This window comes from Micromonospora desertarenae (assembly GCF_056150265.1).
In genome coordinates this window covers 26,437-52,467 of record NZ_JAXCFQ010000016.1, presented here as the reverse complement: position 1 = coordinate 52,467, position 26,031 = coordinate 26,437, and the positions used below count along the sequence as shown (strand labels likewise).

Genomic DNA, 26,031 nt, shown 5'->3' with positions numbered 1-26,031 from the left:
GCGAGGCGCAGGTCCGCCGGGCGTCCCGGACGGTGATCCGCCGGAGGGCCTGTCAAACGAACGGAGACCTCTCTCTGTCGCCGGCGGCTTGAGACAGAGAGGTGCCGTTCGTTTCACAGTCCCCCGGGCGCCGGTAGGATCGACGGTGGTCAACTGGTCGACCAGCAGGTGGTAGGCGCGAAGGTGGCACGGGTTGGTGGAACATCTGCTCCCTGCCGCATTCCCGGTGATCCTCAGCGCCCCGCAGTGGTCGATCGGTGAGGCCGGGTCTCAGGTGGTGGCTCGACGGGGTCGCTGAGCCAGCCGCGGCGGGCGGCTTGGCGAGCAAGCTGGAATCGGGTACGTGCCTCCGCCCGTTCCATCAGGCTGCGCATCCGACGCTGGTACGTACGGTCGCTCAGACCGAGCTGGCGGGCAATGGCGTCGTCGGGCAGTCCGGTGGTGAGCAGCGCCAGGATGTGCCGATCCTCTTGCGAGGGTTGGTTGGCGTCGGTGGCGCCGGACCAGGCCAGGTCCAGCGGCAGGGCGACCCGCCACAGTGCTTCGAACATCGCCGCGATGGCTTCCAACAGTGCGGAGGGGTGGATGACGGCGGCGCTTTCGAGTACGTCGGGCGCCGCCTGCAGTGGGATGATCGCGATCCGGTCATCGGCGATGATCAGTTTCGTCGGCAGGTGTGGGAGAACCCGGTCCTGCTCCCCGAGCCGTGCGCCTTCCGCGATGTCGCCGGTGATTCCGCCGCGCGTCTCGACGGCCGCCTGTTCGTAGATGGTGCGGACCGTCGCGCCCGGCTGGACGAGGGACGTCGCCGTACCTCCGAACTGCCGCGTCGCGTAGGGAGGCTTGTCGAGCCCTCTCAGCTCCTTACGGGCGCTGCGCACGATGTTCAGTGACCACTCCAGCACGGCCTCCCGGCCGGTGACGACTTCCACCAACTGGCTGGGATCCTGTCTGGCCGCGGCCAGTCGGAAGCGTTCGGACAGTTGCGATGCCCGGACGCGGGCGCGCTTGATCTCTTCCTCGCGCCGCAGCAACAGGATGTCGAGCACCACGTCGGGGTCGACGGCGGTGTAGCAGATCGGACTCTCCGATGTGTGGCGCGTCAAGCCGCGCTCCGCCAGGTCGTGCAGCGCCTTCCGCACCTGCTGGTCACTGAGGCAGGTGGCCGTGGCCAGCTCCCCCGCGGTGGCTGGGCCACCGTCGAGCAGCCGCTCGTAGATCAGCTCCGCCTCGGCCGATAGGCCGATCACCTCGAGCACGCACCCTCCCGACTTCAGGGATGACGAATACCCGCCAACGACGACTAGCCGCCATCGACGGACCTTCCCAGACGGATGTCGCAGCCGCAACACTATCGGCGTTCCGTGAGACAAGATCGCTTTCTGTTTCACATTCGTCACACACGGACGGAGCCGGAATATGGCTGATGACCCCGTACCCGTTGGTATCAAGACACTGATCCGGAGACGACTCAAACAGCGACCGGTGTTGCTCGCCGCCGGCCTCGTCGCCGCAGTGAGTGCCTCCGCGCTGGCGGTCAACGGCCCGCTCGGCGGCGACGACGCCGCGGCACCCCCGGCCGCCATACCCGCCGAGTTGACGGCAGCCACGCCGTCGACCGCCGCCGGCACGAAGGTCACCCTGGTGACCGGCGACTCGGTGCGCGTGGAGCGGGTCGCGGGGGGCCAGACGGTGGTCTCGCCGGCACTGGCGGTCGACTCCGGGCAGTCGCCCGAGGACGCGCTGGCCGACTCCGCCGGGATGTTGACGTTGGCGCTCGGTGGCGACGTCTACGCGGTGCCGGCGGCCGCGATCCCGCACCTCGGTAAGACGCTCGACCCGGCCCTGTTCAATGTGTCCTACCTCGAACGGGCCGGCTACACGGCGCAGCCGAAGCTGCCGCTGTCGATCGAATGGCGCACGGCCGAGCACGGCGCGGTCCCCGGAGTGACCGCGCCGAAGACCGGGACGCGGACCGAGGGGTCGATCGATGCCGCAGGGACCGCCGCGTTCGGCCGGGCGCTGACCCGGCACGGGGCGGACGCGCTGAGTGAGGTGAAGAAGATCTCGCTGGGTGCCGCGCCGGACGCGGCCGGGGTGCCCGGCGCGGCGCCACTCACGATGCGTTCGGCGGCCAAGGGCAGGCAGTCCCACACGCTGACCGTCAACCAGCTCAACCGGCAGGGTGTGGAGGGTACCGCGATCATCGCGATCCAGAACCTCGACAACGCCGAGACCTACTACAGCATCCACTACCCGACGCCCGGCAGCGGCCCGATCGCGGTGAGCGTGCCGGCGGGCCCGTACGGCATCTCGGCGTTCATCTTCGACATGAACGAGACGGGCTTCGACGAGAACCTGACGTTCGTGCCGGCGGATGTCACGGTGTCGAAGGACACCGCTGTCACCCTGGACGCCCGGGAGGCGCGGCCGATCGACGTGACCGTGCCGCGCGCGGAGGCCGAACCGATGATCGCCGCCATGAAGTTCGCGCGGCACTCGGCCGCCGGCGGCTCGCTGCAGAGCCTGTGGTGGTCCTACGGCCCGGCGGTCCACGAGATCGTGCCGGAGGTCCGCTACTTCGCCAAGCCGACCCCGGCTCCGCGGCGGGGCTCGTTGGGTTTCAGCCACTCGTGGATGTTCGCGCCGCCCGGCACCGGGCTGGACGGCACACCCCAGGAGTACCTTTACAACCTGGACTTCCCCAGCGAGAACGGGGTGCCGGCCAAGCTCACCCACCGGATGACCGAGGCCGATCTGGCCATCGACCACACCAGGATCGGAACGCTGAATCCCGATCTCGGCGGAGCGAGCACGATGACCCCGTTCCATTCGTGGTCGACGATGACCATGGGGCTCGGGACGCCGCTCATGGGCCAGATGGCGCTGCCGGTCGAGCGGACCGACTACTACGGTGGGTCGAGGACGACGGTCTGGCACCGGGGAGTCGCGACCCTTCCAAACCCGGTCAGAGACGGCTACTACCCGAGAATCTATGGGCCGTTGCGGACGTTCCGGCCGGGTGAGGAGATCACCACAACGTGGGCGAACGGCCCGTCGGTGCCAGCTCCGGAATGGCAGAACATGGGGCTGCCGCACGGGGCCACTCAGGCAACCGGAATTGCGAAGGCCACCACCACCTACTTCTGCCCGGCCTGTCGGCAGGGCGACGTCATGGGATTCAGCGTGGTCAGCTCCGGCGACAGCGATCCGACCCACACGACCTCGCACTATGAGTACACGATCCACGCCCTGACCGACACCAGCGGCGGCCCGACCAGCACGATCAACTTCTACCGCGACGGGCAGCTGACCCAGGTGGCGGCGGCGTCCGGTCAGGTGTTCCCGATGCTGCCCGGCACGGCGTCGTACCGGATCGAGTGGACGCAGACCCGGCCGGAGTGGGCGACGTTGGGCACTCGGGTGGAGACCACCTGGGACTTCAGGTCGAGCACCCCGAAGAAGAACGATCGGCTGCCGAAATACCAGGAGTGCACGCCGGACGTCAACCGGGGTTGCTCCTACCTGCCGCTGATCTTCGGTGCGTACGACTTCGGGGCGGACCTGCGGGGCAAGGTGCCCGCGGCTGGGCCGCACACCTTCACCGTGTCCGGCTACTACCAGCGGGGCGTGACCGGCCGGCAGGTGACGAAGGCGGCGGTGGAGGTGTCGTTCGACGACGGCAAGACCTGGACCCCGGCGGCGGTCACGGCGCGGGGAGGCGGGAAGTTCCAGGTGTCGGTGCAGAACCCGGCCGCGTCGGAGGGCTCGGGCTTCGCGTCGGTCAAGGTCAACCTGTCGGACTCGGCCGGTGACTCGTTCGAGCAAACGGTGATCCACGCGTACGGGCTGGCGGGTGCATGAGCATGAGCAGGAGGAAGGGAGCGTCCGTGCGTCGTTCGCGCACGTTGGTGATGGCCGTCGCCGCGGTGCTGGGCGTGAGCCTGGTCGGTGCGCCGGCTACCGGGTCCCCGCCGCAGACGGCGGCCACCCAGACCCCACCCCAGGCGACGGCCACCCAGACCCCGCCGCAGAAAGCGGCCGAGGTTCAGCAACCGCAGGCAGACGTCAAGCAGGTGTGTGCCGAGGAGCCCTCGACGGATCAGTCGGCAGGTCCGGAGTCATTGCGGGCCACGTGTTCGGCGTTGGTGCAGAGCGACGCCGGCGGTAAGCCGCTGACCACCGATCCGAAGGCGACCGAGGCGCAGCTGCCACCGGGGTACGGCGTTGCGCAGCTGCAGACCGCGTACGGCCTGACGGAGGCCGCGGCCAGCAAGGGCGCCGACCAGACGGTGGCGGTGGTGGTGGCGTACGACGCGCCGAACGCGGAGCAGGACCTGGCGGTCTACCGCGAGATGTACGGCCTGCCGCCGTGCACCACGGAGAACGGCTGTTTCCGCAAGGTCAACCAGGACGGGGAATCCGGTCCGCTGCCGCCGCCGCACGCGGGCTGGGCGCTTGAGGCAGTCGTGGACCTGGACATGGTCTCGGCGGCCTGCCCGCAGTGCAAGATCCTGCTGGTGGAGGCCAACGACAACCTGATCGGGAACCTGGCCGCCTCGGTGGCGACGGCCGCCCGACTGGGCGCGACGCAGATCGTCAGCAGTTGGGGGCTGCTGGAGCGTCCGGGGATCCTGGAGTACGAGCCGTTCTTCGACCACCCCGGGGTTTCGATCTTCGCGGCCTCCGGAGACACCGGTTACGGCGTCAGCTACCCGGCGTCGTCGGCGAGCGTGACGTCGGTGGGTGGCACCAGCCTGTGGCCGGCCAATGGCGCCCGCGGATACTACGAGTACGCCTGGGGCGCCGCCGGCTCGGGCTGCTCCGCGTACGTCAACAAGCCGTCCTGGCAGCGGGCGGAGACCGGCTGCTCGCACCGGGCCACGGCCGACGTCTCGGCGGTGGCCGACCCGGCCACCGCGGTCGCGGTCTACGACACCCACCAGGCGGGCGGCTGGGTCCGGGTCGGCGGCACGAGCGTGGCCACGTCACTGGTGGCCGGGGTGTACGCGCTCATCGGCGAGGAGACCCGCGAGGAGCCGGGCGGCGCCTACGCCTACCGCCATCCGGAGAAGTTCTTCGACATCACCAGCGGAAACAACACCGGCGCCGACCCCGGTGCCGACATCCCGGGATCGTGCAGCCCGGCGGTGCTCTGCACCGCGGGCGTCGGGTACGACGGGCCGACCGGGGTGGGCACCCCGAACCTGGCCGGGATCGACCCGACCGTCGACCGGTGTGTGAACAACTGGGAACAGGTGAGGACGCCCAACCCCAGCCAGATCAACGGCATTGTCTACTCCACCCTTGCTGACGTCGCCGTGCTGTCGGAGTCCGACGTGTGGACCCTGGGCGAGTACTTCGAACACGCCGGCCGCGGCCCCGGCCACAGCAAGGGAGAAATGATCGACATCCAGCACTGGAACGGGTCCGAGTGGGAACACGTGCCCTCACCACACCCCACTCATCCGCAGTGGGGCGATGTCCGGGTGCTGGCCGATGAGATGGAGTTCTCCGGGCCGGACGACGGCTGGGTGGTCGGCCATCGCCGGAACGTCGACTCCAACGTGCCGCACGTCCAGCACTGGGATGGCAGGAGCTGGTCGCTCAGCCCGGTGTTGAACCCGGTCGGCGGGACCTACGAGGCCCTCGGCCAGACCCGTCCGGCCCATGTGGAGGCCACCGGGGTGGCCGCGATCTCCCCGACCGACGTCTGGGTCACCCTGGTCGAATACAAGGACTTCGGGATGACCGTCCCGGCCAGGTCGTACGTCGAGCACTGGGACGGCCGGACGTGGAGCTTTGTCGACTTCCCCTTCACCGACGGCCCGATCACGCTGCACGACGTGTACGGAACCGCGTCGAACGACGTCTGGGCGGTCGGCCGGATCGGCGACCTGCCGTACACGATGCACTGGGACGGCAAGGAGTGGACGCCGATTGAGGTGCCGTACGACGCCGCCTCCGGCTGGTTCTTCTCGGTTGACGCCACCGGCCCCAACGATGTGTGGGCCGTCGGGGAGAAGCACGTGCCCGGCGGTGAGGTGCCGCTGATCCAGCACTGGGACGGCAAGAAGTGGACGGAGACGCCCGACGGCGGCGTCATCTCGGCGATCACCAAGCTCACGGATGTGACGGCGATCGCCCCCGACGACGTGTGGGTGGCCGGCGACTGGACCACCCAGTCCGACGGCGGCTACGTGGTCGAGCACTGGGACGGCAAGAAGTGGACGGTTGTCGACGTCCCGGAGGGCTGGACCAGCGGCCTGACCGGGATCGACGCCAGCGGCCCGAAAAACGTCTGGGCGGTCGGCGCGGAGCTGCGGTCGCATGCGCCGAACGGCTTTGGCAGCGACGGCTTCTACACGTACGCGATCCGCAACGACTGTGGCGGTGAGTGACATGACGAGATCGGAGAAGGGCTTGGCGTCAGAAAGGGTCTACGAACGATGACACTCTCCACACCGCCGGCGAAACGCCGCTGGCGGCTCGGAATAGGGGCGGTCGCGGCGGCCGCCACGGTGGGCCTCGCCGGCACACCGGCGATCGCCGCGCCCGCCGAAGGGCAGATCCTCAGCGCCGGCGGCGCCACCGCAGTCACCGACTCGTACATCGTGGTGCTCAAGGACACCGCGGTGGCGGCGGCCGGAGTCACCGACAAGGCTCGCGGCCTCGCCAACAAGCACGGCGGCACCGTCGCCCGGACCTACCGGCACGCGCTGCGCGGCTTCGAGGCGCGGTTGACCGAGCGGGCGGCCAGGCGGCTGGCCGCCGATCCGGCCGTCCGGTACGTCGAGCAGAACCACACCGTCACGATCGCCGGCACCCAGACGCCGACCCCCTCCTGGGGGCTGGACCGGATCGACCAGCGCGCCCGGCCGTTGAACAACTCGTACACCTACCCGAACTCCGGCACCGGCGTGACGGCGTACATCCTCGACACCGGCATCCGGTTCTCCCACAGCGACTTCGGTGGGCGGGCGGTCAGCGGCTTCGACGCCATCGACGGCGGCACCGCCGACGACGGCAACGGCCACGGTACGCACGTCGCCGGCACGGTCGGCGGCACCGCCTACGGCGTGGCTAAGGACGTAACCCTGGTCGGGGTACGGGTGCTCGACGACGGTGGCAACGGCACGTACGCGCAGGTCATCGAGGGCATCGACTGGGTCACCGGGGACCACGACCCGGGTGAGCCCGCGGTGGCGAACATGAGCCTCGGCGGCGGCTTCGACCAGGCCGTCAACGACGCGGTGACCGCGTCGATCGCCGACGGGGTCGTCTACGGTATCGCGGCGGGCAACGACAACGGCATCGACGCCTGCGGCGTCACGCCGGCCGCCACCCCCGACGCGATCACCGTCGGCGCGACCCAGAGCAACGACGTCCGGGCCAGCTACTCCAACATCGGCTCCTGCCTGGACATCTTCGCCCCGGGCTCTGCGATCACCTCCGCGTGGCACACCGGCGACACCGCGACCAACACCATCAACGGCACGTCGATGGCCACCCCGCACGTGGTGGGGGCCGCCGCGCTCGTGCTCGCGGCCAGCCCGACGTACACCCCGCGGCAGGTCCGGGACAAGCTGGTCAACGAGGCCACCGACGGCGTGATAACCGACCCCGGCAACGGCTCGCCCAACAAGCTGCTCTACACCGGTGACATCCAGCCACCGACCCAGGACTTCTCGATCGAGGTCGCCCCGGCCGCCGGAACGCTCGACCCGGGCGGTTCGGTCACCGCCACGGTCAGCACCAGCACCACGGTCGGTAGCCCGCACCCGGTCACCTTCTCCGCCAGTGGCCTGCCCGACGGGGCGACGGCGAGCTTCAGCCCGCCATCCGTCACCTCGGGCGGCTCCTCGACGGTGACCATCAGCACCACCGGCAGCACCGAGCCGGGCACGTACGTCGTGGCCATCACCGGTAGGGGGCCGGAGACCACAAACTCCACGTCGTACCGCCTGACCGTCAACGGGCCACCCGGCTGTGCGCAGACCGCCAGCAAAGATGTGTCGATCCCGGACTACAACACCGTGGAGACCGCGTTCACCATCTCCGGATGCGCGGGTAACGCCGGCTCGGGCAGCACCGTGGAGGTGCACATCGTGCACACCTACATCGGTGACCTGGTGGTGACGCTGGTGGCGCCCGACGGCAGCACGTACCCGTTGCACAACCGGACCGGCAACAGCACGGACAACCTCGACCAGATCTACACGGTCGACCTGTCCGGTGAGGTCTCCAACGGCACCTGGCACCTGCGGATCCAGGACGCCGCCGCCGTCGACACCGGCTACCTCGACAGGTGGACGCTCAACCTCGAAGGCACCCGTACCCCACCGCCGGTCTGCGCCGGCACCAACGGCGCTGACGTGTCGATCCCCGACAACAGCACGGTGCAGAGCACGATCACCATCTCGGGCTGCGCCGGTAACGCCGCCTCGGACGCCACCGTGGAGGTGCACATCGTGCACAGCTACGTCGGTGACCTGGTGGTGACGCTGGTGGCGCCGGGCGGGCGCACCTACCCGTTGCGCAACCGGACCGGCGGCGCGGCGGACAACATCGACCAGACCTACACGGTCGACCTGGACCGGGAGGTGGCCAACGGTACCTGGACCCTGCGAGTGCGGGACTCGGCCTCCGGCGACACCGGCCATATCAACAGCTGGACGCTGAACCTCTAGGCGGCCACATCCCGTACCCACGGTTCTCCCCTGACCGGGGCCCTCGACACCCGCTGGGCTCCGGTCAGGGAAGCGCCCGTCCCGGGAGCTGGCGCGATGCCGGCAACCCAGTGTTGTTCGAGCCACGGCCGGCCACCAGACCACAGCCCAGCACCATCAGGCTGCGACAGGATCCTCACAGTCAGCCCAGGATCGCTCGGATGACCGCGGTGTCCCCGTCCAGTTCCAGCAGGTGTACGACCCACCCTCCCGGTTCGGGCTCGGCTCCGGGTTGGTCGCATCCGACTCGCCCGCCGCCGTCGGCGTGAATCGCCACCGTGCACCCGGGCCCTGCCAGGAAGCCGCCACCGCCGCCCCTGCCATTGGCGTCGGTCAGTCGCACCCTGACACCGCCATCCTCCACGGAGGACGACACCGTCCACCTGCCGAGTGGAAATGTGACCGAGCGGGAGAAGGACACTTTGCAGTCGCCGTCGGCACACGCCGCGTACTTGGTGCCGCCCCCGCTCGGCGCCTCCGTCCGCTGTGCCGCTTCGGGCTCCTCCGCCGCTTCGGCCTCCCGTGACTCGTCCGTGGTGGGGGAGGAAGATGCGGAAGGTTCGGCGTCACGGGGACTTGGGGGGGAAGCAGCGCGGGAGGCGGTCGCGGTAGCGGCGGTGTCAGGGCTCGACCACGTGGCATCGGAGGACGATTCCGCCTCGGAGTCGCAGCCGGCTACGGCCAAGACGAGCAGTAACGCCCCGATCGCCGTGCGTTTGGCGGAGGACAGTCGGCAATGCTGCATGCGCGGAGCCTAGTGGCCCGACTTTGCCGGAGCCCTGCGGGTAGACGCGATCGCCGGGTTCGGCCTGGGGGCGTGGTGCCGGCCGCTCGCGCCCATCGCCGACCAGTTCATCCGAGCCGCGCGGCTGGTAGACAGCGGCCGGTCGGTCGACGTCCTACCCGACCGCGAAGCCAGCACGTCGCTCCCGTTTCGGATAGCACTCCACCGTGCAGGTCAAGTGCCGCCCTGGTAACAGCGTGGCCTTTGCCGATCGACCGGACAGCGCGAACATGCGCAGCCCGTCGACGAGGTCGAACTCGATGTCTTGACGCTGGCGTGATCCGGCCGGGCGCCTTTCCGCCAGGTCAGGGCTGGTGACAACCTCCGCCAGGTCCGTGATGCTTCATTCAGCGCGGGGGATCCACCGGAGATCCGCCGAGCAGCCCCCCGAGCATCAGCCAGCGGTACAGCCGTGGAAAGGACATCGATATATCTAAGTAAAACAATGGATGCCAGGTCGATACCTTGCCGGTCGACCCGTACCAGCAGATCCATCCCGAACCAATCGAAACTTCGGAAAGGACCCAGGAGCAGATGTTGATGCGACGCTCGACCACCAGGAAGGCGGACAGCCGCGCCGGCGCCGGCGACAACTCCGTCACCGGCCCGCCGCGAACAGCGCGCGCCATACGACGACGGTTCGGCCGCACCGTACTGGTTTCCCTGCTCGCCATGGCGAGCGGTGTCGGCCTGATGGCGCCGCCCGCGGCCGCCGCCACGAGCCGGCAGCAGATCGTCAGCGTGGCCACCAACCAGCTCGGTGGCACCGGCTGCAACCCGGGCTACTACAACAGCTGCGGCATCGAGTGGTGCGCGGAGTTCGCCCGCTGGGTGTGGCGCACCGCCGGCGTCTCGGACGTGAGCGGCCTGGACTCGTGGGCGCAGTCGTTCAAGACGTACGGAATCAACCGAGGGCTCTACCACTCCCGTTCCAGTGGATACGTGCCACAGCCCGGCGACGCCATCGTGTTCGACTGGGACCACGCCTCCGGCGACGGCCACCCGATCGACCACGTCGCCATCGTCACCAGCGCCACCAGCACCCAGGTCAACACCATCGGCGGCAACCAGGGTTCCTCGAACAACTACTCCAGCAAGGTCAGCCGGGCCAGCTACTCGCGCACCAACGTCGACATCGACGGGTACGTCTCACCCGCCGGCGTGGGCAGTGGAACGCCCGTCGACGAGCGGAACGTCGGCCACAGCGTGACGGGCGACTCGTTCGCGGATCTGGTCGCCACCAAGGCCGACGGCACCATGCTGATGTACGCGAACAACTTCGTCCGCGACGACGGCGTGCCGTACGGCACCGCCCGGCAGATCGGCAGCGGCTGGGGCACCTTCAACCAGGTCGTGAACGCGGACGTCACCGGTGACGGCTACACCGACCTGGTGGCCCGCAAGACCGACGGGACGCTGTGGCTGTACCCGAACAACATCGAGCGGGACAACGGCGTGCCGTACAGCAGCGCGGACGCCCGGCAGATCGGCAGCGGCTGGGGCGGCTTCGACCGGATCATCGGCGCCGACGTGACCGGTGACGGGTTCACCGACCTGGTGGCGCGCAAGACGGACGGCACCCTGTGGCTGTACCCGAACAACTTCGTCCGCGACGACGGCGTGCCCTACAGCGGCTCGACGGCCCGGCAGATCGGCCACGGCTGGAGCGGCTTCGACACCCTTATCGGCGCTGACGTGACCGGTGACGGGTTCACCGACCTGGTGGCGCGCAAGGCCGACGGGACGCTGTGGCTGTACCCGAACAACTTCGTCCGCGACGGCGGCGTGCCGTACGGCAGCGCCAGCCAGATCGGCAGCGGCTGGGGCGGCTTCAACCACGTCGTCGGCGCCGACGTCACCGGTGACGGCTACACCGACCTGGTGGTCCGCAGGACCGACGGGACGCTGTGGATGTACCCGAACAACATCGAGCGCGACAACGGCGTGCCGTACAGCAGCCCGGACTCCCGGCAGATCGGCAGCGGCTGGGGTTCCTTCACCACCATCAGCTGACCGCGTGACCTGATGGCGCGCCCGGCCTGGCCGGGCGCGCCGTGTCGCGTACGACGAGGGACGCCGGGCCCCGGTAGCGCCAGGGTGAGCGCGACCGGGGGCGACGTCGGTGCGCTGGCGCCCCGCGTTCTTCCGCCGCGGGATGGTCACTCGGTCCGGGTGCGGAGGCTCCGCGTCAGGGTGGGGATCATCACCGCCGCGGGGACGAGGTGCAGCCCGAGTAGGGCGGTGGTGGTCGCGGCGTCCGCCCCGGAGAGGAGGGGTGGGATCAACGAGATCACCGTCAGCGCCACTGCCGTCCACCCGAATCGCTCGGCGGGGCGGGCGCTCCACCGGAGAAGAGCGGCGGCGATGACCACGCCTACGACCGAGCAGAAGCCGGTCACCACGGCGAACCCGCCCAACGGGATCGCCTCGCCACCATCGGGGATCTCGAAGCCGACGCCGACGGCCCGGGCGAGCGCGGCGGCGAGGGTGGTGGCCACCATCGCGGCGAGCGTGGCGACGAGGCCGGTACCGACGAGCCCGCGGAATCGGTAAGTGCGGCTGGTCCGGCCCGGTGCCGGGCCCGCGACGGTGTCATTCATGCTGTTCATGGCTGTTCCTCCAGCTAACTGGCGCACAGGCTGTGTTGACTGACCGGTGACGGTCCTGGGCGTGACGATGCGTACCGTCGCCGTGCGACGGCCAGGGTTGCGCAGGGCGCGGACGCCGGTGCCGCGGAGCCAGAAGGCGGCGTCGGTTCCGAGGACCGGGCCGGGCTGGCCGTCGCGCAGCTCCAGCTGCACCCGGCCACGAGTGACGACGCCGAACGCGTCGTGCCACTCCGTTGCGACCACCGCGACACGCGCGCCAGCGCGCAGCGCGAGCGTCCGCACCGGAGCTACTCCGTGCCGTCCGCCGGCAGGCGCTCCGGCAGCCCGAGCCGCGGGAACTGGTCGTCGTGGAACGTGATGATCTCGGTGATCGCCCCGCCGGTGATGCGCAGGACGTCGATGGTCAGCGGCAGGTACGCCTGCTCCTGCTCCCGCCAGTGGTAGAAGGCGACGGCGGGCTGCCGGTTCACGGCGGTGGGGACGGCGCGCAGACCCGTCATGCCCTCGAAGCCGTCCTCGATCCAGCTGTTCACCACCGCGTCGCGGCCGACCTGCAGGCCCGGCGTGGGCGGCATCGAGCACCGGACGTCGTCCCGCAGCATCGCGGTGATCGCCGGGATGTCCGTGGCCACACTGGCCTCAGTGAAGCGGCGTACCAGGTCGCGCGTCCCGGCGTCCTCCTCGCCGCCGGTCCAGTCCTGCCGCTCGGCGGGCAGGTGCTCCCGCATACCGGCGCGGGCCCGCTGCAACGCGCTGTTCACCGAGTTGACGGAGTCCCCGAGCAGCTCCGCGACGTCCTTCGCCGGCCAGCCGAGCACGTCCCGCAGGATCAGCACGGCCCGCGGACGCGGCGCGAGGTGCTGGACCGCGACCAGGTACGCCAGCTCGATCGTCTCCCGCGCGACGGCGACGGTCTCCGGCTCGTCCGCGTCGGCCGCGGGCAGTTCGTCGAGCAGCCGGTCCGGGTAGGGCTGCAGCCACCGCACCTCGCCGCCGGTCGCCGGCTCCGGGCGGCGCTTGGCGAGCAGGTCCAGGCAGGCGTTGGTGGCGATCCGGTACAGCCAGGCCCGGAACGTCGACCGCCCCGCGAAGGTCTCCCGACGCCGCCAGGCACGCAGGAACGTCTCCTGCACGGTGTCCTCGGCGTCCTCGAACGACCCGAGCATCCGGTAGCAGTGCACGTGCAGCTCCCGCCGGTGTCGCTCGGCCAACCCCGAGAACGCCGGCTCGTCGACCTCGCCCAGCCCGCTCACGCCCAGCTCCTCCAGCCGTGTGTCCGTCCTCATCGCGTCATCCTTCCGGCTCGTCGTGTCCCGTCGTAGGTGTGACGGGTCCGGGCGCGACAACTCATCACCACGGCCGGCCGGCAGGGCTGATTCGATGGCGGAGCACGACGCGCGGTACGGCGCGGAGGGCGCGGGCGGTCCGGTCGGTTCCTCGGCCGCGCATCGGTTTCAGCGCGAGGTGACCGCGATCAGCTTCGATCAGGCGTCCGGTGGGGGAGTGGGACGGTGCCGCGACGCCGTCCGTCGTCCCCGGCGGGAGGCGGCGGACGGCCGGGGCGCGGCTGCTCCGGCTCGGTGTCCCGGCGAGGTGCTGAGCGCCAGCCCCGCCGCCGCGTAGACCGTTCCCCACGGGTGAGCCGGTCGTACCACTCAGGACTGGACGGCGCGGGCCAGGCTGGCGCGGACGGGCGCGTAGTGGTCGGCGATGGCGGACCGCAGGGCCGCCGGATCGCCGGCGCTGATCGCCTCGACGATCGCCCGGTGCCGCTGCGCGGTGATCACCCGGTCCTCCGGCTCGGTGCGCAGGGTGGGCGCCACGATGGCCTGCACCTGCCAGAACGCCTCGGTGAGCTGGAGAATCAGGTCGTTGCCCAGGGGTTCCATCAGCTTCAGGTGGAACTCCCGGTCGACCTCGAGGAAGTCCTTGTCCTGCGCGGCCAGGTCCGCCATCTGGTCGGCGAGCGCGGCGAGAACCGCGCGGTGCTCGGCGTCGAGGACGGCGATGATGTCGGCGGCGAGGCCCTGTTCGAGGGTCTGCCGGACGTCCACCACCTGGCCCAGCACCCGGTGGTCCTCCTCGCCGCTGAGCAGCCCGCGGAAGGCCAGGCTCTCCACCAGGGCGTTCAGCGACATCCGGCCGACGAAGGTGCCGTGACCGTGCCGCACCTCGACGATGTCGAGCGCGGAGAGGATCTTGACCGCCTCGCGGACGCTGGACCGGCTGGCGCCGATGGCCTCGCACAGCTCCGTCTCGGTGGGGAGCAGGTCCCCCGGCTTCAGGCGATTGCGCAGGATGTACTCCTTGATCCCCGTCACGACCTCCTGGCGGCGGGGACCCGGGCGCTCCGGCCCGCGCAGCGGGCTCGCGTCAATCGTCGTCATCTGCCCCTTGCCCTTCCTTCACGGATCTGTCACGCTCAGCCTAACGGCATCAGACGTCAGACGTCATACCCATACCCCACCCTCACACCCCCGCAGCGCTGAGCGGCCACGCGGAGCGCATGCAGAGCCTATGGAGGCAACTACGTGAGCACCACCGACAAGCCGTCGGGGCGCCGCCTCGGCACCGCGCGCCGTGGTCGCGCGCTGGCCCTGACGGCTGCCGCGACCACCCTGGCGCTCGGGCTGGCGGCCTGCAGCGGCGGCCCCGCCTCGACGAACGCGGTCGAGGGCGGCAAGGGCGGAAAGACGATCGAGGCCACGCTGGCGTTCACCCTCTCCAGCGGGTTCGATCCGGCGAACGCCTCCTCGGCCGTCGCGACGGCGGTCAACCAGCACATCTTCGAAGGTCTCGTCGACCTCGACCCGATCACCCGCGAGCCGTACCTGGCACTGGCCAAGGCCGACCCGGTGGCCAGCGCGGACGGGCTGACGTACACCGTGTCCCTGCGCGACGGTGCCAAGTTCTCCGACGGCTCCCCGGTCACCGCCGAGGACGTCGCCTGGTCGTTCACCCGGGTGCTGAAGCCGGCCGATCCCGCGGCCCCACCGCTGATGCAGGGGTTCATCCCGTTCATCGAGGCGGTCACCGCGAAGGACGCCACCACCGCCGAGTTCACGCTGAAGTACCCGTTCGCGCTCTTCGCCGAGCGCATCTCGGTCGTCAAGATCGTGCCCAAGGCGAAGACCGGCGACCCGGCCGCCGCGAAGGCCTTCGACACCGCGCCGATCGGCTCCGGACCCTTCAAGATGGACAGCGCGTCCAAGGAGTCCGGCATCAAGCTCAGCAAGAACGACACCTACAACGGCCCTCGTCCCGCCACCGCGGACGCGATGACCTGGAACACCACCACCGAGGCCGCGGCCCGGGTGTCGGACCTGCAGGGTGGCCGGGTCCAGGCCATCGAGTCGGTGCCGTACCTGAACGTCGACTCGCTCAAGGGCAAGTACACCGTCGACGTGAAGCAGGCCTTCAACCAGGTCTTCCTCATGTTCAACACGCAGGCGGCGCCGTTCAACGACAAGCGGGTGCGCCAGGCCCTGCACTACGCCATCGACAAGGACGCGGTCATCAAGACGGCGCTCAACGGCTACGGCAGCCCGGCGACCAGCTACCTCGACGAGGGCAACAAGGACTACCAGAAGGCCGCCACCGTCTACGACCACAACCCGGACAAGGCCAGGGCCCTGCTCGCCGAGGCCGGCGTGGCGAACCTGTCGATCCAGCTCGACACCACCGACAGTTCCATCGTGAAGGACGTCGCGCCGCTGGTCGTCGAGCAGTGGAAGAAGATCGGCGTCAACGCCAGCCTGAACACCGTGCCGTCGGCGGCGATCTACGGCGACGTCGTCCCGAAGGACACCTTCCGGGTGCTGATGGCCACCGGTGACCCCAGCGTCTTCGGCGTCGACACCGACCTGCTGATGCGCTGGTTCTACTACGGCGAGACCTGGCCGGGGAAGCGCTACCGCTGGAGCGACGCGGACCGCAAGGCCATGGCCGCGCTGCTCGACCGGGCGGCCCAGACCTCCGACGAGGCGGCCCGCAAGGCGCTGTGGAAGCAGGCCCTGGACACGGTGGCCGACGAGGTTCCGCTCTACCCGATCCTGCACACCAAGGTCGTCACCGCGTACGACCCCGGCAAGCTCACCGGCTTCTCGGGCGCGGCGACCACCGGCCTGTACTTCCTGGGCGCCAGCCGCACCGGCTGAGCCTGCGCTCGGGGGCACCGGACCCCCGCCCCACCGCGTCCCGCCCGGCCCACGCGATCGGCCGGGCGGGACGCCCCGGCGCCCCGCCACGAGAGAGAGAACCATGCTGACCGTCCTGAGCCTGGTCGCGCGACGACTGCTGACGCTGATCCCGCTGGTGCTCGGCATCACGCTCTTCGTCTTCCTGATCATGCAGTTCTCGCCGATCGACCCCGCGCTCTCCGTCCTCGGTGACCAGGCGACGCCCGCGCAGATCGAGGCGTTCAAGGCCGCCAACGGCCTCGACGACCCGCTGCCGCTGCGCTACCTGCACTTCCTGGGCGACCTGGCCCGGGGTGACCTGGGCATGACCTTCCCACCGTCGGTGCCGGTGGCCGACAAGATCGCCACCGCTCTGCCGCTGACCATCCAGCTGACCGCGCTCGGTGTGCTCGGCGCGCTGGTCATCGCGCTGGCCCTCGGCATCCTCGCCGCGCTCTACCGGGACCGCTGGCCCGACCAGGTCATCCGGTTCGTCTCCATGGCCGGCATCGCCACGCCGTCGTTCTGGCTGGCCCTGCTGCTCATCCAGGAGCTGGCGGTCCGCCGCCCGATCCTGCCGACCGGTGGGTACGTCAACCCCGCCGACTCGGTCAGCCTCTGGCTGCAGTCGCTCGCCCTGCCCGCCCTCGCGCTCGCCGTGCCGGTCGGCTGCTCGCTCGCCCGGATCGTCCGCACCTCGATGGTGGAGGAACTCGACAGGGACTACGTGCGTACGGCGATCGGCGCCGGCTTGCCGCCCCGGGTGGTGATCGGACGCAACGTGCTGCGCAACGCGCTGGTCAACCCGCTCACCGCGTTGGGCCTGCGGATCGGCTACCTGATCGGCGGCACGGTCGTCATCGAGGCCATCTTCTCGCTGCCCGGCATGGGCACCCAGATCATGAGCGCGGTGCAGCAGAACGACACCGCCCTCGCCCAGGGCACCGTGCTGACGATCGCGCTCGGCTTCGTCCTGGTGAACCTGGTGGTCGACATCCTCTACCTCTTCGCCAACCCTCGACTGCGCGGAGGCCACTGATGCGCCGCACCCTCACCGCCCGGCTCTCCCGCCCCGGCGTCGCCTTCACCCGGCTCGGCGTACCGGCCCGTGTCGCGCTCGGCTTCGTCCTGCTCATCGTCCTGGTGGGCCTCTTCGCCCCGCTGCTGATCCGGCACGACCCCGCTCAGGCCGGCCTCGGCCCCGCGCTGACCGGCCCGAACGGCGACTTCTGGTTCGGCCTGGACAAGCTCGGGCGGGACGTCTTCTCCCGCCTGGTGGCCGGCACCCGGCGGTCGCTGATCGTCGGCGCCGGCGCGGCCGGCCTCGCCCTGCTGGTCGGCGGGATCCTCGGCGCGCTGGCGGGCAGCAGCCGGACCGCCGTCGACGAGGTCATCATGCGCTGCCTCGACGTGGTCATGGCCTTCCCTGCCATCGTGCTCTCCGCCCTGCTGATCATCTCGTTCGGCAAGAACAGCCTGCTGGTCCTCGTGATCGCGATCGGCTTCGTCTTCACCCCGTCGGTCGCCCGCATCGTCCGGGCCAACGTCCTGTCGCAGTACCGCGAGGACTACGTGGCGGCCGAGCGGATCATCGGCGCCCGGCGGCCGCACATCCTCTGGCGGCACGTCCTGCGCAACTGCGCCGCCCCGGTGCTCGTCTTCGTCACCGTCATGGTCGCCGACGCCATCGTCTTCGAGGCGTCGCTCTCCTTCATCGGCGGTGGGCTGGCCCCGCAGGAGGCGGAGTCCTCGTGGGGCTCGGTGATCGCCTTCGGCAAGGAGATGGTGCAGATCGGCGGCTGGTGGGCCACCTTCTTCCCCGGCCTGCTGATCCTGGTGACCGTGCTGGCCCTGAACGTGCTCTCCGAGGGGATCTCCGACGCCTGGGCCGCCCCGGCGGCCCGCCGCGCCACCACCACCTCGGCTGGTGACCCGCTGGAGCAGCCGCGGCCCGGCACCGGCGAGGCGGTGAGCCTGCCCGGTCTCCGGGAGGCGGCGTCGCGGCTGCGGGAACGGGCCCGCCCGCTGCCGCAGGGCCAGCCCGTCCTCGAGGTCAGGAACCTCTCGATCGGCTTCGACGGGCGCCACCGGGGCGTCGACATCGTCGACGGCATCTCCTTCGACGTCCGCCCCGGCGAGGTCGTCGGCCTGGTGGGGGAGTCGGGCTCTGGGAAGTCGCTGACGTCGCTGGCCGTCATGGGGCTGCTGCCGCAGGGCGCCCGGGTAGGCGGGGAGATCCGCTTCCAGGGCACGGACCTGCTGTCGCTGACCGCGAAGCGGCGCCGCGCCCTGATGGGCCGCGAGATCGCCATGGTCTACCAGGACGCCCTCTCCGCGTTGAACCCCGCGCTGCGGGTCGGGACGCAGCTCGCCCAGATGATCCGTCGCGGCGGCACCCGGTCGGCCGAGGAACTGATGCGGCTGGTGGGCCTGGACCCGCGGCGCACCCTCGCGGCGTACCCGCACGAGCTCTCCGGCGGGCAGCGGCAACGCGTGGTGATCGCCATGGCGCTGTCCCGGGACCCGCGCCTGATCATCGCCGACGAGCCGACCACCGCGCTCGACGTCACCGTCCAGGCGCAGGTGATGGAGCTGCTGCTGCGGCTGCGCGAGCAGCTGGGCTTCGCCCTCATCCTGGTCAGCCACGACCTCGCGCTGGTCAGCGACATCTCCGACCGGGTCGTCGTGATGTACGGCGGGCAGATCGTCGAGACCGGCGTCACCGCCGACGTGATCGAGGCGCCCGCGCACCACTACGCCCGCGGGCTCCTCGGGTCCGTGCTCTCCCTGGAGGCCGGCGCGGAACGGCTCACCCAGATCCGCGGCGTGGTGCCGTCGCCGGCCGACTTCCCGCGCGGCTGCCGGTTCGCCGACCGCTGTCCCGCCGCGACCCGGGTCTGCCAGGACACGGCCCCGCACCTGGCGGGCACCGACAGCCACGGGTACGCCTGCCACCACCCGGCCGTCACCGTCAGCGAGAAGGAGCTGGCCCGATGAGCGCGACAGCCGCACCCCGGCCGATCGTCGAGCTGCGCGACACCCACGTGGTGCACCGCACCCGCGGCGGCGGGATGTTCAGCCGCGAGCGGGTGTACGCCCTCACCGCGGCGGACCTGACCGTCTACGCGGGGGAGACCGTCGGCATCGTCGGCGAGTCCGGCTGCGGCAAGTCCACCCTGGCCAAGGTGCTCGTCGGGCTCCAGCGGCCGACCAGCGGCACGGTCACCTTCGCCGGCCGGGACGTGTGGTCGATGAGCGCGGCGGAACGGCGCCAGCACATCGGGGCCGGCGTCGGGATGATCTTCCAGGACCCGGCCACCTCGCTGAACCGCCGGATGGCGGTCCGCGACATCCTGCGCGACCCGCTGGACGTGCACCGCCGGGGCACCCGGGCTCAGCGGGAGGCGCGGGTCGCCGAGCTGATGGGCCTGGTGGGCCTGCCCCGCTCGGTCGCCGACGTCCTGCCGAGCCAGCTCTCCGGCGGGCAACGCCAGCGGGTGTCCATCGCCCGCGCCCTGGCCCTGGAGCCGGGGCTGGTCATCGCCGACGAGCCCACCAGCGCCCTCGACGTCTCGGTACGGGCCCAGATCCTCAACCTGCTGCTGGACCTCAAGGACCGGCTCGGCCTGGCCATGGTCCTGGTCTCCCACGACATCCAGACCGTCAAGCGGATCAGCGACCGCGTCGTCACCATGTACCTCGGCCGGATCGTGGAGCAGACGCCGGCCGCCCTGCTACCCGGCGGGGCCCGGCACCCGTACACCCGGGCCCTGCTGTCGGCCACGCCGGGGCTGCTCTCGCCCATCGACCCCATCCCGCTGGTCGGCCCGGTCCCGTCGGCCACCCGACCGCCCAGCGGATGCCCGTTCCGGACCCGTTGCTGGAAGGCCACCGACCGGTGCGCCACCGAGATGCCGCCGGCGCAGCGCACCGACGCCGACGGCGCCACCGTCCACGAGTTCCGGTGCCACCACCCGGTCCCGGCCGGGACCAGCAACGCCGAGCTGGTCGAACTGGCCAGCGGCCGCACCGCCCCTCTACCTGCCCAGGAGACAGCGTGACCAGCCCAGCCCCGCGGTTCGCCGGAGTCGTGCCGCCGACCGTGACCCCCCTGACCGAGGAGGGCGAGGTCGACGTCAGCTCCCTGGAGCGGCTCGTCGAGCGGCTGCTCGACGCCGGCGTCGACGGCATCTTCGCCCTCGGCAGCTCCGGCGAGACCGTCTTCCTCACCGACCCGCAGCGGGACCGGGCGCTCGAGGTCATCGTGAAGACCGTCGGCGGTGCGGTACCCGTCATCGCCGGCTGCATCGAGCCGACCACCCGCCGGGTCCTCGACCGGGCCGAGGTGGCGACCCGGCTGGGCGCCGACGGGCTGGTCGCGACCGCCCCCTTCTACGCCATCGTCGGCCCGCACGAGATCGAGCGGCACTTCCGGTCGCTCGCCGCCGGGGTGGAGCTTCCCCTGCTCGCGTACGACATCCCGGTCTGCGTGCACACCAAGCTCTCCACCGGCCTGCTGACCCGGCTGGCGGCGGAGGGGATCCTCGCCGGCGTCAAGGACTCCAGCGGCGACGACGTCGCCTTCCGCCAACTGGCGCTGTCCATCGCCGACCACGCACCCGGCACCGGCTTCAGCCTGCTCACCGGGCACGAGGTGGTGGTCGACGCGATGATGCTGGCCGGGGCCGCCGGCTCGGTGCCCGGACTGGGCAACGTGGACCCGGCCGGCTACGTACGGCTGCACCGGGCCTGCACCGGCGGCGACTGGGCGGCCGCCCGCCGGGAGCAGGACCGGCTGACCCGGCTGTTCCGCATCGTCGAGGCGGCCGACCCGGCCACCTCGGCGGGCGCGACCCGGGGGGTCGGCGCGTTCAAGACCGCGCTGAACCTGCTCGGTGTCATCGCCAGCAACGCGGTGTCCCTGCCGCTGCGCCCGCTCGACGCCGCGGAGACCGCCCGGGTGCGGACCCAGCTGGAACTGGCGGGGCTGCTCTGACCATGCCCGAGGCAACCGATCCCGCCGGAGCGGTCGCGGCGCTCGACATCGGCGGCACCAAGACGACGGCCGCGCTCGTGACCGGGCGCGGTGAACTCCTCGACCGGGCCACCGCCACGACCCCGGGTCGGGCCGGTGCCACCGCCGTGCTCGACACCGCCGCCGGCCTCGTCGAGCAACTGCGGGGGAGAGCGGCGGGGACACCCGTCCGCGCCCTCGGCGTCGGCAGCGCCGGGGTGATCGACCACCGCAGCGGCCGGGTCCGCTCGGCCACCGACGTGCTGACCGGCTGGGCCGGCACCGACCTGCGCGGCACGCTGCGCCGGCGGCTAGGACTGCCCGTCACGGTCATCAACGACGTGCACGCCCACGCCCTCGGCGAGGCCCGGCACGGCATCGCGGCCGGGCGTGAGACGGTGCTCTACCTCGCCGTCGGCACCGGCGTCGGCGCCTCGTTCGTCGTCGGCGGCACCGTGCTCGCCGGCGCCCACTCCGCGGCCGGCCACGCCGGCCACCAGCCCTCCCCGTACGCCGGATCGCTGCGCTGCACCTGCGGCGGGCAGGGACACCTGGAGGCGATCGCCGCCGGGCCCGGCCTGGCCGCCGAGTACGCCCGGCGCACCGGCCGGCCGGTCGCCGACCTGCGGTCGGTGGCCGCGCGCGCCGAGGCCGGCGACGAGGCGGCCCGCGAGGTCGTCGCGCTGGGCGGGACCGCTGTCGGCTCGGCGCTCGGCGGGCTGGTCAACCTGCTCGACCCCGACGCCGTCGTGGTCGGCGGCGGCGTCACCGGCCTCGGCGCGCCCTGGTGGCAGGCACTGCGGGAGGCGGTACGGCGGGAGACGTTGCCCAGCCTGGCCGACGTGCCCGTGCTGGCCTCGGCCCTCGGCGCGGACGCCCCGCTGCTCGGCGCCGCCTCGCTGGCCCGGGAGGCCCTGGCGTGAACCCGCTGATCGCACAGCTCCGCCACCGCCTGGTCGTGTCGTGCCAGGCGTATCCCGGTGAGCCGATGCGCGACCCGGACACCATGCGCCGGGTCGCGCTCGCCGTCGCCCGGGGCGGCGCCGCCGGCATCCGCGCCCAGGGGCTGGCGGACATCGCGGCCATCCGGGACGCGGTCGACCTCCCCCTGATCGGGCTCTGGAAGGACGGGGACGACGACGTCTTCATCACACCCACGCTCGACCACGCGCTGGCCGTCGCCCGGGCCGGCGCGCACATCGTCGCGCTCGACGGCACGTCCCGGCCCCGGCCCGACGGTCGGTCCCTCGACGAGACCGTCGCCGCCGTCAAGGAGCGGACCGGCGCCCTGGTGATGGCCGACTGCTCCACGCTGGAGGAAGGGATCGCCGCCGCCGGGGCGGGCGCCGACCTGGTCGGCACCACGCTGGCCGGCTACACGCCGTACACCAGCAAGCAGCCCGGCCCCGATTTGGACCTGGTCGCGCGGCTCGCCACCGCGATCGACGTGCCGGTGGTCGCCGAGGGCCGGATCCACCACCCGGAGCAGGCGGCGCAGGCGCTGCGGGCCGGCGCGTGGGCGGTGGTGGTGGGCACCGCCATCACCCACCCGACCACCATCACCGGCTGGTTCGCCTCGGCCGTGGCCGGGGTCCGGTAGCGGACCGGCCCGCCACCCCACCACGACGACAACCGACGATCCCGCTGACCGGAGGCCACACGGTGCCCTTGACCGACCTCACCCTCGCCGACTGCTGGGCGTACCGGCCCGAGCTGGACGTGCCCGCGGACCTGGACGCCTTCTGGGCGCGGACGCTGGACGCCGGCGAACCCGGACCGGCGGCCTACCGGCCCGTCGACACCGGACTCACCCAGGTCCGCACCTTCGACGTCACCGTGCCCGGATACGGCGGCGAACCCGTGCGGGGCTGGCTGCACCTGCCCGCGCACGCCGACCGGCCGCTGCCGGGCGTGGTCGAGTACCTCGGCTACGGCCGGGGCCGTGGCCTGCCGCACGAGAAGCTGTTCTGGGCCGCGGCGGGCTACGCACACCTGATCATGGACAGCCGCGGTCAGGGCTGGAGCGCCGCGGCCGGCGGCACCGCCGACCCGCACCCGTGTCCGGCGGGCACCGTGCCCGGCTTCCTCACCCGCGGCGTCACCGACCCGGACACCTTCTACTACCGCCGGCTGATCACCGACGCGGTGCGGTTCGCCCGCGCCGCGCGCGAGCATCCCGCCGTCGACCCCGGCCGGGTCGCCGTCACCGGCGTCAGCCAGGGCGGTGGCCTCGCGCTGGCGGTGGCCGCGCTGGACCCCGGCGTGGCGGCGGCCATGCCGGACGTGCCCTTCCTCTGCGACATCCGGCGGGGCGTGCGGGTCGCCAGCCGCGGCCCGTACGGCGAGATCACCGAATACCTGAGGCTGCACCGGGACAGCGCCGACCAGGTGTTCCGCACGCTGTCCTACGTCGACGCCGCCGTGCTCGCACCCCGCGCGGGCGCGCCCGCGCTCTTCTCCGTCGCGATGCTGGACCAGGTCTGCCCGCCCTCGACCTGCTTCGCCGCCTACCACCGCTACGGCGGCGAGAAGGAGCTGCGGGTGTACGAGTTCAACGACCACGAGGGGGGCGAGGCCGACCACCAGCGCGCCCAACTCGCCTGGCTCAGCACGGTGTTCGGCCGGGAGCCCGTGGACCGCCGGCTCGTCGGGGCGCAGCGCCGGCAGCCCTGACCCGGGCGGGCCAAGGCGTTCGCGACCCCGAGGGGATAGATCATGGTGTGTGGCGATGTTCTACCGTGTCGGGGGCGACGCGGCCAACCTGGCGCTGTCCCGGCGGCGGGCCGCCGCGGTCCGGCAGGAGATCCTGCGGATGCTGGCCGGCACCCCGATCCAGATCGAGACCGCGGGCTACGGCGAGGCCCGGCCGGTGGCGCCGAACACGGTCGACGGCAGGGACAACCCGGGCGGCCGGGCCAGGAACCGGCGGGTGGAGATCCGGTTCGACCGGTGACGGCGGGCCGGCGCTCGTCGACCGGACCGGTCGGCGCGACAACGGACGCGGCCAGCGCCGGCACATCCGAGTCCTTGCCCTGGCGCGGGTCGTAGCTTACCTTCACATTTACTGCAATTTTTTGCAGATATCCTTCAGCGCACTCCCTCACGTGGAGGGTCCAGTGACAAGACGAGCACTAGCCGTCCTGACCGCCATCGTCCTGACGCTCAGCATGGCCACCGCCGCGAAGGCGGACCCGGAGGCGGAACCCACCCAACAGTGGCGCAGCTACTGGGTCGACGCGTTCAACGAGGGTGTCTACACCCCCGCGCAGGTCACCAAGCTCGTGCAGGACGCCAAGAAGATCAACGCCAACGCCCTGATCGTCCAGATCGCCCGGCGCTACGACTGCTTCTGCAACCGGGCGCTCTACCCGCGCACCGACGCGGCGATCGCTCCGCTGCCCTACGACCCGCTCGACGAGATGATCGCGCAGGGGCACGCGGCGGGCATGGAGGTGCACGCCTGGGTCAACGTCAACACGATGTGGAACTCGGCCACCCCGCACTCCTCGCCCGAGCACGTCTTCAACAAGCACGGCCGGTCCGCCACCGGCGCCGACCGCTGGCTGAACAAGCGCTACGACGGCCAGGAACTCATGGGCGCCAACGCCTACATGGACCCGGCCAACCCGGCCGCGGTCAACTACATCGTCGCGGCGATCCAGAGCATCGTGCGGGAGTACGACGTCGACGGCATCAACCTCGACTACGTGCGCTACCCCGACTTCAACTCCACCACCACGCACAGCGACTGGGGCTACAGCGAGACCTCGCTGGCCCGCTTCCGCGCCGCCACCGGCCGCACCGACACGCCGCTGCCCTCGGACCAGCAGTTCTCGGACTGGCGGCGTGCCCAGATGACCAACCTGGTCCGCAAGATCTACCTCGGCATGTGGGAGGTGGATCCGCGGGCGCGCCTGTCGATGGACGGCATCACCTACAGCTACGGGCCGCAGACCATGGGCGGCTGGGAGAAGACCCGGCCGTACGCCGAGGTGCTGCAGGACTGGAAGGGCTGGATGGCCGAGGGGATCATGGACACGGTCGTGGCCATGAACTACAAGCGCAACTGGATGCCCGACCAGAAGCAGATGTACGACGAGTGGACCGAGGTGCTCGCCGACTGGCAGGGCGACCGGCAGGCGGTGATCGGCCCGGCCCTGTACCTCAACGACATCCCGGACAGCGTCGAGCAGGTACGCACGGCGCTCGCCCCTACGGCGGCGGGCAACACCGCCGCCGGCTGGAGCGGCTACTCGTACGCCAACCCCACCCGCGCCGGGGTCAACCAGCCGCTGGCCGTCCGGAACGCCGAGCGGGACCGGCTGGCCGAGGCGTTGACGACGGGGCCGGACGCCCCGTTCGCCGACAAGCCGGCGGTGCCGGTGATGCCGTGGAAGGCGACCCCCGACGAGGGGCACGTCTCCGGCCGCGTCGCGCTGCGCACCGGCGCGCCGCTGGACCAGGCCACCGTCACCCTCCGGCCGCTGACCACCGGCGGTGCGCCGATCACCCGGCCCACCGACGGTGACGGCTGGTTCGGCTTCGTGCACCTGCGTCCCGGCACCTACCTGGTGCAGGTCGACCTGCCCCACGGCGTCGTCGGCCAACCGGTAGCGGTCGCCCAGGTCCGCGCCGGGGCGATCTCCAAGGTGGACCTGACCCGTCTCATCCAGCTGTAGCCGATTGGGTCCCGCCCATCCGCCAGATATCGGATGGG

The 26,031-nt window shown here is 71.4% G+C and carries 19 protein-coding genes; 14 read left to right on the top strand and 5 right to left on the bottom strand.

The window, feature by feature from the left end; all coding sequences use genetic code 11:
• Window positions 1–233 precede the first annotated feature (233 nt).
• The gene (locus tag SM577_RS26865; protein ID WP_474580939.1) at window positions 234–1,259 is read right to left on the bottom strand and encodes a helix-turn-helix domain-containing protein; all 1,026 of its coding nucleotides are present in this window, start codon (window positions 1,257–1,259) and stop codon (window positions 234–236) included.
• A gap of 256 nt (window positions 1,260–1,515) precedes the next feature.
• Here SM577_RS26865 and SM577_RS26860 point away from each other — a divergent pair, with 256 nt between their 5' ends.
• The 3 genes from SM577_RS26860 (at window position 1,516) to SM577_RS26850 (ending at window position 8,690) form a co-directional block, all read left to right on the top strand.
• Window positions 1,516–3,864, top strand: coding sequence for a hypothetical protein (locus SM577_RS26860; RefSeq protein WP_474588272.1), 2,349 nt, complete (start codon window positions 1,516–1,518; stop codon window positions 3,862–3,864).
• A gap of 281 nt (window positions 3,865–4,145) precedes the next feature.
• On the top strand, window positions 4,146–6,401 hold the full coding sequence (locus SM577_RS26855) for a hypothetical protein (protein WP_474588271.1): 2,256 nt from the start codon (window positions 4,146–4,148) through the stop codon (window positions 6,399–6,401).
• Window positions 6,402–6,494: 93 nt separating this feature from the next.
• Window positions 6,495–8,690 carry a S8 family serine peptidase gene (locus SM577_RS26850; RefSeq protein ID WP_474588316.1) on the top strand — a complete coding sequence of 732 codons (2,196 nt, stop codon included), beginning with the start codon at window positions 6,495–6,497 and terminating at the stop codon, window positions 8,688–8,690.
• A 1,170-nt stretch (window positions 8,691–9,860) separates the two neighbouring features.
• Here the strand turns inward: SM577_RS26850 and SM577_RS26845 are convergent.
• Window positions 9,861–10,187 carry a hypothetical protein gene (locus SM577_RS26845; protein ID WP_474588270.1) on the bottom strand — a complete coding sequence of 109 codons (327 nt, stop codon included), beginning with the start codon at window positions 10,185–10,187 and terminating at the stop codon, window positions 9,861–9,863.
• Here SM577_RS26845 and SM577_RS26840 point away from each other — a divergent pair.
• Entirely contained in the window at window positions 10,186–11,526 is a 1,341-nt protein-coding gene (locus SM577_RS26840) for an FG-GAP-like repeat-containing protein (RefSeq protein WP_474588269.1), read from the top strand. The two genes, SM577_RS26845 and SM577_RS26840, sit on opposite strands and share 2 nt — an antisense overlap.
• 146 nt (window positions 11,527–11,672) lie before the next feature.
• Here SM577_RS26840 and SM577_RS26835 read toward each other — a convergent pair whose 3' ends face one another.
• The 3 genes from SM577_RS26835 to SM577_RS26825 form a co-directional block, all read right to left on the bottom strand.
• On the bottom strand, window positions 11,673–12,404 hold the full coding sequence (locus SM577_RS26835) for a DUF6069 family protein (RefSeq protein ID WP_474588268.1): 732 nt from the start codon (window positions 12,402–12,404) through the stop codon (window positions 11,673–11,675).
• A 5-nt stretch (window positions 12,405–12,409) separates the two neighbouring features.
• Window positions 12,410–13,408, bottom strand: a complete 999-nt coding sequence (locus tag SM577_RS26830; RefSeq protein ID WP_474580934.1) for an RNA polymerase subunit sigma-70 — start codon at window positions 13,406–13,408, stop codon at window positions 12,410–12,412.
• Window positions 13,409–13,777: 369 nt separating this feature from the next.
• Window positions 13,778–14,509, bottom strand: a complete 732-nt coding sequence (locus tag SM577_RS26825; protein ID WP_302919750.1) for a FadR/GntR family transcriptional regulator — start codon at window positions 14,507–14,509, stop codon at window positions 13,778–13,780.
• 144 nt (window positions 14,510–14,653) lie between these two features.
• Between SM577_RS26825 and SM577_RS26820 the strand changes: the two genes are divergently transcribed.
• The 10 genes from SM577_RS26820 (at window position 14,654) to SM577_RS26775 (ending at window position 25,993) form a co-directional block, all read left to right on the top strand.
• A complete protein-coding gene (locus SM577_RS26820; RefSeq protein ID WP_474588267.1) occupies window positions 14,654–16,279 on the top strand; it encodes an ABC transporter substrate-binding protein in 1,626 nt (541 codons plus the stop codon).
• 103 nt (window positions 16,280–16,382) lie between these two features.
• Complete coding sequence (locus SM577_RS26815; RefSeq protein WP_302919748.1) at window positions 16,383–17,339, top strand: ABC transporter permease; 957 nt, start codon at window positions 16,383–16,385, stop codon at window positions 17,337–17,339.
• Window positions 17,339–19,297: a dipeptide/oligopeptide/nickel ABC transporter permease/ATP-binding protein gene (locus SM577_RS26810; protein ID WP_302919747.1), complete on the top strand. Its 1,959-nt coding sequence runs from the start codon at window positions 17,339–17,341 to the stop codon at window positions 19,295–19,297. The genes SM577_RS26815 and SM577_RS26810 overlap by 1 nt, the downstream gene beginning before the upstream one ends.
• Window positions 19,294–20,361, top strand: coding sequence for an oligopeptide/dipeptide ABC transporter ATP-binding protein (locus SM577_RS26805; RefSeq protein ID WP_474588266.1), 1,068 nt, complete (start codon window positions 19,294–19,296; stop codon window positions 20,359–20,361). Before SM577_RS26810 ends, SM577_RS26805 begins: the two co-directional genes overlap by 4 nt.
• Window positions 20,358–21,296 carry a dihydrodipicolinate synthase family protein gene (locus tag SM577_RS26800; protein ID WP_302919745.1) on the top strand — a complete coding sequence of 313 codons (939 nt, stop codon included), beginning with the start codon at window positions 20,358–20,360 and terminating at the stop codon, window positions 21,294–21,296. The genes SM577_RS26805 and SM577_RS26800 overlap by 4 nt, the downstream gene beginning before the upstream one ends.
• A gap of 2 nt (window positions 21,297–21,298) precedes the next feature.
• Complete coding sequence (locus SM577_RS26795; protein WP_474580930.1) at window positions 21,299–22,237, top strand: ROK family protein; 939 nt, start codon at window positions 21,299–21,301, stop codon at window positions 22,235–22,237.
• Window positions 22,234–22,914, top strand: a complete 681-nt coding sequence (locus SM577_RS26790) for an N-acetylmannosamine-6-phosphate 2-epimerase (RefSeq protein ID WP_474588265.1) — start codon at window positions 22,234–22,236, stop codon at window positions 22,912–22,914. Before SM577_RS26795 ends, SM577_RS26790 begins: the two co-directional genes overlap by 4 nt.
• 62 nt (window positions 22,915–22,976) lie before the next feature.
• Window positions 22,977–23,987 carry an acetylxylan esterase gene (locus SM577_RS26785; protein ID WP_474588264.1) on the top strand — a complete coding sequence of 337 codons (1,011 nt, stop codon included), beginning with the start codon at window positions 22,977–22,979 and terminating at the stop codon, window positions 23,985–23,987.
• 55 nt (window positions 23,988–24,042) lie between these two features.
• Window positions 24,043–24,267, top strand: a complete 225-nt coding sequence (locus SM577_RS26780; RefSeq protein ID WP_474580928.1) for an OmpA family protein — start codon at window positions 24,043–24,045, stop codon at window positions 24,265–24,267.
• A 163-nt stretch (window positions 24,268–24,430) separates the two neighbouring features.
• Window positions 24,431–25,993: a family 10 glycosylhydrolase gene (locus tag SM577_RS26775; protein WP_302919741.1), complete on the top strand. Its 1,563-nt coding sequence runs from the start codon at window positions 24,431–24,433 to the stop codon at window positions 25,991–25,993.
• The last annotated feature ends 38 nt before the right edge of the window (window positions 25,994–26,031 follow it).